7 protein-coding genes and 1 pseudogene are annotated in these 12,559 nt (G+C 44.1%); 2 read left to right on the top strand and 6 right to left on the bottom strand.

Going from position 1 to position 12,559, the window contains the following annotated elements:
• Positions 1-106 precede the first annotated feature (106 nt).
• Complete coding sequence (locus tag MZ182_RS06735) at positions 107-1,699, top strand: ABC-F family ATPase (RefSeq protein ID WP_014610246.1); 1,593 nt, start codon at positions 107-109, stop codon at positions 1,697-1,699.
• A 105-nt stretch (positions 1,700-1,804) separates the two neighbouring features.
• On the opposite strand, the gene MZ182_RS06740 is transcribed toward MZ182_RS06735, so the two are convergent.
• From MZ182_RS06740 to MZ182_RS06755, 4 genes and pseudogenes are all read right to left on the bottom strand, one after another.
• Positions 1,805-2,338: a lipocalin family protein gene (locus MZ182_RS06740; RefSeq protein WP_248065701.1), complete on the bottom strand. Its 534-nt coding sequence runs from the start codon at positions 2,336-2,338 to the stop codon at positions 1,805-1,807.
• Positions 2,339-2,508: 170 nt separating this feature from the next.
• The gene (locus tag MZ182_RS06745; RefSeq protein ID WP_248065702.1) at positions 2,509-5,184 is read right to left on the bottom strand and encodes an FAD-binding protein; all 2,676 of its coding nucleotides are present in this window, start codon (positions 5,182-5,184) and stop codon (positions 2,509-2,511) included.
• Between the two features lie 106 nt (positions 5,185-5,290).
• Positions 5,291-6,310, bottom strand: a complete 1,020-nt coding sequence (locus MZ182_RS06750) for a sensor domain-containing diguanylate cyclase (RefSeq protein WP_011789965.1) — start codon at positions 6,308-6,310, stop codon at positions 5,291-5,293.
• A 320-nt stretch (positions 6,311-6,630) separates the two neighbouring features.
• Positions 6,631-7,227 (bottom strand): annotated as a pseudogene (locus MZ182_RS06755) (alpha-amylase family glycosyl hydrolase); the annotation flags it as partial.
• Positions 7,228-7,382: 155 nt separating this feature from the next.
• On the opposite strand from MZ182_RS06755, the gene MZ182_RS06760 reads away from it, so the two are divergent.
• On the top strand, positions 7,383-8,417 hold the full coding sequence (locus MZ182_RS06760; protein ID WP_248069889.1) for an IS110 family transposase: 1,035 nt from the start codon (positions 7,383-7,385) through the stop codon (positions 8,415-8,417).
• A 417-nt stretch (positions 8,418-8,834) separates the two neighbouring features.
• Here the strand turns inward: MZ182_RS06760 and MZ182_RS06765 are convergent, their stop codons facing one another.
• A complete protein-coding gene (locus MZ182_RS06765) occupies positions 8,835-9,209 on the bottom strand; it encodes a DP-EP family protein (RefSeq protein WP_011789962.1) in 375 nt (124 codons plus the stop codon).
• 21 nt (positions 9,210-9,230) lie between these two features.
• Positions 9,231-12,497 carry a winged helix-turn-helix domain-containing protein gene (locus MZ182_RS06770; RefSeq protein ID WP_248069263.1) on the bottom strand — a complete coding sequence of 1,089 codons (3,267 nt, stop codon included), beginning with the start codon at positions 12,495-12,497 and terminating at the stop codon, positions 9,231-9,233.
• Positions 12,498-12,559: the final 62 nt, after the last annotated feature.

Raw genomic sequence — 12,559 nt, forward strand, 5'->3', positions numbered from 1 at the left:
CTATAGTGCCACGTTTATTTTTACCCCCTCAGGTTTGATAAAATGGGTTTATGCTTAGTTGCATTGCCAAAAATCTAACCAACATTACTCGATTTGGAAGTTCATTTTGATCACAACAGCGAATATCACCATGCAGTTTGGCGCTAAGCCACTGTTTGAAAACATCTCAGTTAAATTTGGCGGCGGTAACCGTTACGGTCTTATCGGTGCGAATGGCTGTGGTAAATCAACCTTCATGAAGATCCTTTGCGGTGATCTAGAACCAAGCAGCGGCAACGTGTCCTTGGATGTGAATGAGCGTCTGGGTAAGTTGAGCCAGAACCAATTCGGTTATGAGGAATACACGCTTATTGATACCGTGATCATGGGGCACAGTGAGCTGTGGAAGGTAAAGCAAGAGCGTGATCGAATTTATTCTTTACCCGAAATGAGTGAAGAAGACGGCATTGCCGTGGCAAACCTTGAGATGGAATTTGCCGAAATGGACGGTTACACCGCCGAATCTCGCGCGGGTGAATTGTTGTTAGGTGTGGGTATTGGCATTGAAACCCATTTTGGTTTGATGTCTGAAATTGCTCCGGGCTTAAAACTGCGGGTGTTGTTAGCCCAAGCCCTGTTCTCCGATCCCGATGTACTGCTGCTTGACGAACCCACCAACAACTTGGACATCGATACCATTCGCTGGTTACAGGACGTATTGAACCAACGCGATAGCACCATGATCATTATTTCTCACGACCGTTACTTTTTAAACTCAGTTTGTACCCATATGGCGGACTTAGACTACGGTGAACTGCGCGTTTACCCTGGTAACTACGACGAATATATGCAAGCGGCTACCCAAGCCCGTGAGCGTTTAATTGCGGATAATGCGAAGAAAAAAGCCCAAATTTCTGAGCTGCAAACCTTCGTTGCACGTTTCTCTGCCAACGCTTCTAAGGCAAAACAAGCGACGTCCCGCGCCCGTCAAATCGACAAAATTAAGCTAGATGAAGTCAAAGCCTCTAGCCGCGTGAACCCCTTTATTCGTTTCGAGCAAGAAAAGAAACTGTTCCGCAATGCCTTAGTGGTTGAAAACTTAACTAAAGGTTATGACACACCGCTATTTAAAGACTTGAACTTAATCGTTGAAGTGGGCGAGCGTATCGCGATTTTAGGTGAGAACGGTGTCGGTAAAACGACATTGTTACGAACGCTTATCCATGATATTCCGCAGGATGAAGGTCATATTCAATGGTCTGAAAACGCCAACATTGGCTACTATGCGCAGGATCATGAGTCTGATTTTGCTAATGATATGACCTTATTTGAATGGATGAGTCAGTGGCGTAAACCTGAAGACGATGACCAATCGGTACGTGGTATTTTAGGCCGTATGTTGTTTGGTTCTGACGACATTAAAAAGTCAGTCAAAGTGCTGTCGGGTGGTGAGAAGGGCCGGATGTTATTTGGCAAGCTCATTATGCAAAAAGCCAATATTTTGATGCTCGACGAACCGACCAACCATATGGATATGGAATCGATTGAGTCATTAAACAACGCCTTAGAAAAGTACGAAGGCACTTTGTTGTTTGTGAGTCACGATCGTGCATTTGTATCATCATTGGCTAACCGTATTATTGAAATTACTTCTAAAGGCGTAAATGATTTCAAAGGCACCTATGATGAGTTCCTTGCGAGCAAAGGTATTGAAGGTTAATTTTTGCCTTAAGTGCTTAAACCTTGTTTAAATAAAAACGCCGCTCATATTGAGCGGCGTTTTTATTTATGGTGTTTGCCTCTAGTGTTTGCCTCGGCTAAGCAGCTATTGCTTCACCTCGGCGCTCTTTTGCTCGACATAAATTAAGCTATCAGTATCAAAACCTCTGGCTTTAGCCATCTTGATAAATTGCTGAATTACCTCGGGGGATACCGTTGGAGTTCTGGCCAGTAACCATAAATAATCCGTATCTGGCCCAGAGATAAAGGCGTATTGGTAATCTTGTTGGTCGAGTCCAAACACCACATAGGCACCATAAAACGGCCCAAAGAAAGAGACTTTTAAGTAGGCTTCATTGTCCCCATTCACAAAATAGGCTTTACCTTCGGCTTCTTTCCATTCCTGTTTAGCGGCGGAATAGCCCCGATTAATCACCTTTACGCCACCATCGGGCTTAAGGCTGTATTCGGCGGTGACTTGGGTTAACCCGCGCTCGAAGGAGTGGTCGAGCCTCGCAATTTCGTACCATTTCCCTAAGTAGCGATTGAGTTCAAAGTCACTTACGGGTTGAACATTTTTAGGCATACCCAAGCAGCCAGTCAGTATTAATACACTGATCATTAAAAGTAGTTTTTTCAACACAAACTCCAAAAGTTAACGACTGCTAATGATAGTCTCGCAATATCTTAACCTTGGCAAATTCAATCTATCCCTCCGCGATGTGTACCGCTTTCACTTTTGTCTGGTTTATCCATCCGTGGGTTATGCTGATGTTTTATCATCAAACCGACAGCGCTTAATCGAATAGATTAAATAATCGATTTTCGTGATCGGAAATGATTTAAGGGATCTTGGCAATAAGCCCCTTTAATTCGCTGCAATTGGGCATAGTGTTGCGCAAAGTACACTGAGGTGGGTATTGTTTTGTCCTTATAACTAATAAAAGCCCCCGAAGTATTGGGAATGTCTGCATCGCGGCAGGCATCAATCCAATCCAGCGCTCGATTTATCCTTGTGTAAACTGAGTTGTCATGGAGCTGGGCTTTTTCCTCTAGCTCTGCATTCCACCATGCCTGATATTGGATAATATAGGCTTTTTCTTTATAGGGAAAAGCGCTCTGCTTTTGTTGTGATTCACTGATTTTTCTATAAAAATCTCCAGCGATGGCATTAAGCGTGACATAGGTAAAAAGACCTAATTGGCGGTTTCCCTCAAGGGTTTGCGTCGAGGTAAGGCTTTCAAGCAAATTAATATGTCCCGTTTTAAGCCCCGTCTGATCCGCTAAACGTGAGGTGACTCTGTGGGGCGCGGGTTGACTTAAGTCCTGCCACTTCACCCCTTTCATCTGCAGGTTTTGACCCCATGCTTGCAACGCCGCTTGGCTTTGCTGTAAACATTGAAACGACTCTCTGTTCCAACTTTCCATTAATTGTTCGCCATAGGCTTGGGTAAGTCCGCCTAAGGGCTCAATACGAATGCGATCGGGCTTTAAACCAACCTCGGAAAACTGACTGTTAATAAAGTAGTCTAAACTGGCAAGATTTCCCTCCCAATGGCCGTACATAACACAATTATGTTTGATTGAATTGGGGTCAAAATCCGTAATGCATGTGCCGATTCGGTTAGGTTCTTGTGTTAACTCAGCCCCTTGTTTTGAGCAGGCTTCAGCCATCGTACTGGCTAGGGACTTTGTCTGGATCTTCAAATTGGTGCCGAGCAAACAGGATGTATTATCGGCATTGATCGTTTCTTCCCAACGCTCGAGTAAACGCATTGTAGGCGTTGTCTCGATTAAGGTTTGTGTCTCGGGCTGATAGCAATTCCATTCAAGTTCAAACTTAAGCAGGTTTGGGGGAAGGGGAAAGGTTTGTACAAAAAAACGCGTGACTATGCCATAACTTAAGCCGCCACCACCTTTTAAGGCCCACAGCAGTTCGGGTTTATTGGCTGCTGAGATGACTTGGGTTTCGCCTATACCGAGTACAATTTCAGCCTGTAATAATGATTCACAGCACATACCGTATTTACGACACCAAGGTCCCCAACCGCCGCCCATTATAAAACCAGATATGCCAACTGTTGCAGTGGTGCTATGGGGAATCATCAAGCCCTTTTTAGCGAGGGCCGTCGTTAGTGTGGCTATAGTCGTGCCCGGGCCAATCGCGGCAATGCCACTGATGGGATCAATTTCAATACTATCCATATTGCTTAGGTCGATCACTATAGTATTAGTTTGGCCACTTTCCCCCTCATGATCGTGCCCGCCGGAGCGTACACTAATGGGCAAGTTATAGTCGATAGCGGCCTTATAGACGATTTTTACATCATGGGTACTAGTGCATTTAATAATCGCAAGGGGCCTTTTTTGTAAGCGTCGATTAAAGAGTTGGCAAGCCAGTTGGTAATTGATCATTTGCTTACCTGTGCTCACTAAAAATTGTTGTTCGCTATAATAGCGTCCATTGGTAATGATATTTTCAGCTCGAATATATGAGCGCACCTCATTAAGAAAATGCATAAAATGTTTTGCTTGAGTAATGACGGTATTTTCGCTGATACGAATTTCAGCACTTAATCTGGTTTCGGTTGATTGGTTTATAAGGCAATCAGACTCAAGTTCATTTACGGCATTTATATGGACAGTGGAACGATAAGGGGTGAGAGACTTAAAAATATCAACACTGATTTTTATATCACTGCACTCGCTGGCGATATAATCCACTTGGTAAATAAAATGTGGCCAACATTCATTGCTTGATTCAATAATATAGGCGCAGCGCTCATTGGCGGGAATGATATTAGGGAGTTGCTTTAAAAATAGATTGCTACTAGGTGTCAGTTTTTTGAAGTCATATTCAGTATCATTAAAGATAATAAGCATGACTTCTTGTCTTTTTGGTTTAATAAAATTAACTGTCTCACCATGATCACTATGCCTTTTTTGATAAATATGCAGATTGTTTTCAGTAATTACTTTTTGCTGATAAGGGTATTGGTAATAATCGAATATTTCAGCATCCGATAAACAGCGATTTAACAGTGTTGTGTCAATAATGCTGCCATCAAAGATTGCATCAATATGCTTATTGGAAAGCAAAAAATCTGAATAATGTGCACCATCTGTAATCAGTGGAATATGTTGCTGTTGGATATGAGTGATCTCACTATCGATATAACATTTTATTTCATTGTATTGATAGCAGATGGATAATAAATGCCAATGATCATCATTAAGCCCTCCGAGAGTTGAAATAGCCTCTATGCGAAGTAAAGTGGTGTTAATCGCGCATTCAATATGGCCCAGTGAATTAATTTGGACAGAAAATCCTGTCTGGGTTGGCTCACTGACATACTGGTAAATATGGCCGCCATGAGTCGTTTTTAACCAGCATTGAAAGGTAAAAATATCGAGTGGGCAAGTGCCTATAGGAAGTACTATTTCTGTTACACTCGTCTCTTTCGTCGATGTTGGCTTATGTTTCATCTGTTGCAGTCCCTATTATTTCCGCTGATGATTTCCCTAATAGGGTGAACAAGATAAACAGGTTCACCCTTTAAAGCGCTAAGCTCTAAATGCTGGGCTTAGCCTTTTAAAGTGATGTATTAATTCGGTCGCGACCATCGGCCTTTGCACGGTACAGCGCGGTATCGGCGGCGCAGAGCATTGCCATTGAGGTACGAAACTGTCCATTGACCTCACTGGCAATACCTTGGCTTGCGCTGACAGAGACATAGTCACGTAGGCCTTGCTCGGTAAAACGTAGGGCATTAATCCCTTGCTGTATTTTCTGGGCAATGGTGAGTGCCATTTTGGCATTATGATTGGGTAGGATAAGCGCAAACTCTTCGCCGCCGTAACGGGCAGCAAGTCCAATGTCGAGAGGTACTATGTCTGCGATAACTTTGGCAATTTTTCTAAGGCATTCATCACCTTGGATATGACCAAACTGATCGTTAAACACCTTAAAGTAATCCACATCAATAATCACCACGCTAAGAGGGCGCAGCTTAGCGGTGCATTCTTCCCAATAGTGTTGCAGTATTTCATCAAAGTAGCGGCGGTTCGCAAGTCCCGTTAGTGAGTCAGTAGCAGCCAACTTACGTAGCTTCTGGTTTTCTTCTTTATGTTGGGTTAAATCATGCATCACCATCACGAACAATGGCTCATGGCTCGGAATATAGGAGATTGACAGTTCGACCTCTTTTGCCTTGCCAGAGGCCGTGATTAAGGTGATTTCCTCTGCGGAGTGCTCTACTGGAATACCACAGTTTTTACCTAATTTAATATCGTTGCTCAGCAGGTTGTTATAGCGAGCTTGATGGTGCTCGGTCAAAAAGTTGCGCCAATCTTGTCCCGTTAACGTGGCTTGAGGACAATCCAATAGATCGGCACTACGCTGATTGCAAGATCGGATAAAGCCGTTGGCATTAACCAAGATAACGACCTCGGTTAAATGTTGAATAAAGAGTTCAATGGTCTGGAGGGAAGAATGCTCGAAAAAGTTCAGCGGTAACTCAGTCCCATTAACCTGCTTAGTTGCAGGCAATGCAGCATCATCGACAATGGATAAAGCGGATTGTTGGCGTACCAGTTTCGGTGAGTTTGTCATTATTATCTTTCTCCGTGAACTTTTATCATCTGCGCTAGGCGCTTTTCTGAGGATGACTTTATTCTGGCGGAAGAAAAGATACCTTCTGCTTACCTTCTGATTTAACTTGATGATTTTAAATGTTTTAAATTTTACCTTCTGAGTCGTTTTGTCTGCGATTAGGAGTATGGTTAGCTGGGCGCTTGCTTACATTTCGCAAGATTGGGGCTAAATATCCCCCAATCTTAAGCATTAAGACTGAGTCGAATATTTGTTGTTAGGGCAATTTAACGCAGTGTGAGTCCATTAATTTGCTCGGGATGTAGTGCTTGGCGATGGACTATTGGATTTAAATCCACATACATCATACAGGCCAGTAGTGCTTGCTCATCTAACAGTGCTTGTGATTTAAAACGACCTTCTCAGAAGGCGCCTTTGCACTCATCTTCACGATTCGCTTTACGGGCAATCTCTTCATTTAAACAACGCACCTCTTCTTTAAATCAAAGGCAACTAATACTACTCAATCGCTCTTGCCATTCGGTAATTAACCCATCGAGCAACATGTGTTTTCCTTCGATTAATGCATCACCATTCATATACTTAGTGGTAATGGCATGGCCTTTAGTGATTTGGCTCCAGCGGCTGATAATCTCTTTTTGCGTTAAGGATTTCGCCTTCTCAATATCAATTTTGAGTACTAGGGGATAGTGGTTATTCCTTGTCTATTTCGCAAAGAGGGCATAGGCGCAAATGTCGATACAAAAGATGGTGGATAATGCTTTGATTTTATCGACAATCCAGCCACGTCTATGCTCATAACTGCGGCCTGTGAGTTTATCCTCACCGCACAGAAAAGCCCTTCTGACACAGCGATTTATCACATGATAGAAGGGCGTTGTATTAGCATCGATAAGCATTCTTCTGGCCGAGGTCATCATCCGCTCCAAACAGACGCAATCAAGATAATGTAAAAGCTAGTATAAGAGGGGATAAAGCACAAAAAGACATGGCTGCTGAGATGGTCACCTCGGTCTCGGCATCGCAATGTGCCATGATTTAGGTGCACAAAATCTGACTCGAGGTGACCGATATGAACTATAAACTTATCAGCATTGATTTGGCAAAAACAGTCTTCCAAGTGGCAGCATTTAACCCAGATAACACGATTGCTTTTAACCGTAAAATCAATCGCCCAGCATTGCTTGATACGCTCAGGCAATGCGAGCCGACATTAGTGGTGATGGAAGCTTGTTACAGTGCTAATTACTGGGGACGGGCTATCGAAAAGCTCGGCCATACCGTCAAGCTTATCCCCGCCAGAATGGTGAAAGCTATGCTGGTTGGTAATAAAAATGACGCCAATGATGCGGTTGCTATCGGAGAAACGGCTAGTCGCCCTAAAGTGAGTCTACTTCGTCCAAAAACGGTCGAGCAGCAGGATATTCAATCTTTACTGCGCATTCGTGAACGCTTGGTGGAGAATCGCACGGCTAACTGCAATCAACTGCGTGGTTTCCTTGCGGAATACGGCCTGATTGTCGCAAAGACCCGCCGCCAGTTGATGTTAGCCATTCCGCTCATTCTTGAAGATGCTGACAACGAATTATCCACGGTTGCCAGAGGGTTTATTCAACGACTCTATGAGTTTCAGTTGTATTTAAATGAACAAATCGACCAAGTTGCACAGGACATATTAGCCCTTGCCCAAGCCATGCCACAGTATCCATTATTGCTAACCATCCCCGGTGTCGGCCCTATGGTCGCATCCACATTATTAGCCAGTATTAATGAAGTGAATGATTTTAAAAATGGCCGGCAATTGGCGGCATGGCTAGGACTAACCCCTTCACAATACAGTAGTGGCACGACCAATCGGCTCGGCAAGATAACCAAGCGCGGAAATCAAACGCTTCGGCGGTTACTTATCCATGGTGCAAGAACCGTGATGAACTGGTGCGATAAGAAAGACGACTCACTTAGTCAATGGCTCCAACGGCTTAAACAACGCCAACACGTCTGCAAAGTGACGGTTGCCTTAGCAAATAAGATGGCGCGGATGGTGTTTGTGGTGATGAGCCGCGGACAAGTATTTGATATGAATAAGGCATGTAAAGTGGCGGCATAATACAGCGTTTTTTGCGTAAATAGACTCAAAATGTAAATAGATAAATGTCCATCAAAGCACAACAGCGGTAATGGTATTAATGAGTTAAACGGTTTGTCTTACCCAAAACCTGACCGGGACAGTGGCCTTCGAGGCCATATGGCTGCCAAGGAGGGTAAGACGTCAATTTGGATCTCATTAGGGCGCAACAGACGCCGGATATATGTCGCAAGACCGCGAACCATTAACGACTGATACCCCGTTGTGAAAGGTGATTTATCGATTAGCACAAATTAGTTTGAATAAAGTAGGACATTGACCTTGCTAACCCCAAGGTGACCATATATGTCCCCGCTTTTGGTCCCCGCTTTTGGCCGATAAGCAGAAAAAGGGGACACATTAGCAAAAGCTACCGTCCCCGATTTATTGCGGTTTTGATTAATTTGGGTCGTTGATGATTTCTGGATCAGGACTCAGTAGCATTAGAGTATTGGTACTATTTGTTAATATAAACTGGAATTTTGTTGTGCCTGGTGTGTGGTCCAGATCAACCATTTGCAGCAGTTTACCATCACTGCTTAAGGTTACAGCATCAATAATCTGATCGAATGGGGTTAAAAATCCTGCGCCTACGAACTTTAGATCTTTTCCTGTTTGGTCATCAAGTAGATAAGTGATAGTACTAGCGGCTGTGACTGTAACATCGCCTTGGCATTCAGCGCCTTCGGCATCAGTATAGCTAAAAACAGGTTCACCATTTTCTAGTGTGACGGTAACTTTAATATAGTGCGCTTGACCATAAGTATTTTGCATATAATATTTCCTTGTTGGTTGTTAAAATTTAATATCTTTAATTGACGCTGCTTTAAGTTGCTTAAGTAATGTAGGGGAAGTCTCTAACTCTCCTAAACAATCTAAGGCTTTTGCATAAGGGTATAAGTATTGAGGGTCTTTATCTTTTTTTTGAATGGACTCTAGTCTTCTCTTTGCGCTTAGACAATATTTTTTCATTGAGTTAAGGTCGTTTATATTTTTTGATTGTTTAGCTATTAATAGTTCAGTTTCAGCTAGGCTAGCATAGTGTTTATAATCATTTGGAGCATCTTTAATTAAGTCTTTGAGTAACAAAAATGCTTTATCTAAATATACTAGTGCCTTTTTAGGTTGTTCAAGTATTTGGTAGTAATAAGCTGAGTTTTTAAGGTGGGTGGCCTTAAGTTGTTGGTAACGTTTACTCTTTATAAAGCTTTCACTTTCGCTAGCTAGTTCTACATCTAATGTTTCAGGTGTGTATAGAACTCGTTTGTCTTGAATATTTGCATTAAGTAACATTAGTTGGAGTTTTAGATAGTATAGTTTTACTTTCCATGAAGTATTTTGGTTATCTAAATTTAAAGCTTGTTGTATAACTCGTTCGCCTTGTAATGCATTATCGAAAGCTAGGCTTAGTTGTCCTTGATATTCATATAAAAATGAAAGTCTCTGATATCCAATAGATAGCCTGTCAAGTAAATATCCGTCTGCATCTTTTAACTTACGTTGGGCTTCTAATTCCGATTGCAGTTGTAAGTTAATTGTAATTGCAGAGTTTAAATCCCCAAGAGACACTGCCGCACTCGCTAACCAAGATCGTGCATTCGCAATATCCGCAATCAGCTGGCTATCTTGAGGCGCTTTTGCCAAGGCGAGCAATTTAAGCCTTAGCGACTCTTCAAAATCTTGTTGTGCTTTGGCAAATTCCTGTTGCTTCATCGAAACTGAGCCCAAAGTGTTATGGGCGTAAGAAAGTTCCATGAGCGCATCTTTATCTTCGGGTGCAAGGGCGTACATAGTTTGGCTATAGGCTAAGTATTGCTCGAAAAAAGGGCGCGATGCAGCCCAGTCGCTAACATCATATTTAAGTTGTCCGAGCCAAAATGCATTGGCGCCTAGGGTTTTCAGTAGGGCTAGGTTGTTTGGTTGCAAATTCAATAGCGGCAGCATTTTCTCCTGCGCGGCGAGCAGGGCGCTACGGGCTTCATCGATTTTATTGCGCGAATAGGCCACTTCGCCCATCGCCTCTAGGGTTTGACCATGTTGAAAACGGGCATCAAAACTTAAATGTGCATCATCATCTTGATGGGAAAAATCACTGAAATATTCCAGTGCTTTATTGCTGATACCATCGAGTAAATCCATACGGCCGATGCCGCGCATCTTGTCGGCGAAGTCACCCACCATAAAGCCGAGCAAATCTTCGGCGGCGAGGCGTTTTTGCAGGGCAAGTTTTTCGGCTTCTATGCTGCGCACGCTCATAATGACGGAGGTTAAGGTGAGGACGCACAGCAGGGCGACGGTTAGGCGCCTAGTCCAGCGCAGCATATTGGCGCGTTTGCTGGAGGCTGCGATAAAGGCGGTTTCGGGATCGTCTAAATCGAATAACGGATTTTGGCTGAGGCTTTGGGCCTCTTTCAACGGCTTGCCGTCGGCGAGCAGATAAGCGCTGTGTTTAGCTTCACTGAGCCAACGCTTAGATAAATGCTGTAGGCGACTCTTAATGCTTAAGCTGTCGTTATGCTCACTAATCCAAGCGGTTGCCCGCGGCCAACGGCGTAAAAGTGCTTCGTGTGCGATGCTAAAACAGGGCTCACCATTTTGCAGATGCGACACGAATAAGCGGCTATCGACCATGGCTTGCACTAGGGCGGTTTCGGCCGTGCTTTGTAGTTGTGACCAGCGAGCGGTGCGGCTAGTAATGGACTTTTCATCTTCGCGCAGGGTGACTAATAGGGATAAAATCCGCGGCAGGCTGGCTTTTTCGGCCTCGCTTAAATGGGAAATCGCCTGCTCGGCATTTTTGCCAATCGCCCCTTCAATACCGCCAAGTGCATGATAAACCGAGACTAACAACTTATCGTCGGCGCTGCGCTGCAGATACAGCGCCTGCAAAGTGTATTGCAACATCGGTAGCGCATCTGGGTTGCTGGCGGCATCGCTGCAGAGCATTTCATCGAGCGGCATGGCGGTGTCGCTGTCAACTTCCCAGCTTAAGTTGGCAGCCACTGCGGGCAGACGGATCATTTGTAATAGCTCAGTGCGTGTTGGCGGTGCTAAGTCAAAGTGAGCGCCGCGGGCTTTACCCGCCATTAAGCTTGGGTAATTGACCAATAAAGGATAAAAATCGTTGCGACAGGCACTGATGATAATCACGGCTTTTGAGGTGGCGAGTTGTTCCAATAATTCTATGAACTGGGTTCGTTCGGTATCGCTAAATAGTGGTGATGAGAGCAACACTTCTAATCGGTCGATAAACAAGGCGAAACGCGGCGTTGCATAGGGCTGATTTTTAAGTGCTTGTTTGCACTGCACGATAATATCTTGGATATCTTCAGTAAGCTTGATTGCCAACGTATCGGCGCTCATCCCCTCGAAGACTGGAGTGTCGTTGACTTCCCAATCGAGCATGGCACTGGCCAGATCGGTGAGCAGTTGCCCTTTGCTGACATCGGCAAAATCGAGGCTGCTATAGGCCACAACACCGACGCCATTAAAGCCATTTCCCTTCATTAAATTTGGCAATACCCCCGCATTAATTAAGGAAGATTTACCGCTGCCACTGGGGCCTAAAATCAGACAGAAGGCACGGCCAAAATGGATTTGCTGGCTAATGCGGTTAAGTAAGGTGGTGATTTGTTCGCTACGGCCAAAAAACACCTCGGCATAGTTGGCGCTATAGGCTTGTAACCCGGGAAAAGGTGAGCCGCCTTGCCAAGTTTGTGGGCTGGCGGTGGCTTCGTGCCCCACGGGAAAACGCACTTCGGCTAAGGTGCGATAACCACGTTTGCGAATGGTTTCAATATAAGTGGACTCGGTGGCACTATCGCCTAATGCGCGGCGTAGCTGGTTGATAATCTTGTGTAGTGGATTATCACCCGTATCTATCCCTTGCCAGCAATGACTGACAATTTCATCACTGCTTACGACTTCGTTTGCCCGTTGACACAGAAATAGCAGCACATCCATGGCCTTAGGCTCAAGTTGTTTGACTTGTTTGCCGAGGAGCAGACTGTTGGCGCTGGGATTAACTTGCCATTCACCAAAGAAAAATGTGCTGTCACTCATAGGGTTTTCCATTTATTGAGCAACTATGGATACGTATTATCTTAAGTTGCTTTTATTATTTT

Source organism: Shewanella sp. JNE2 (assembly GCF_023159115.1).
Taxonomy (GTDB): domain Bacteria; phylum Pseudomonadota; class Gammaproteobacteria; order Enterobacterales; family Shewanellaceae; genus Shewanella; species Shewanella putrefaciens.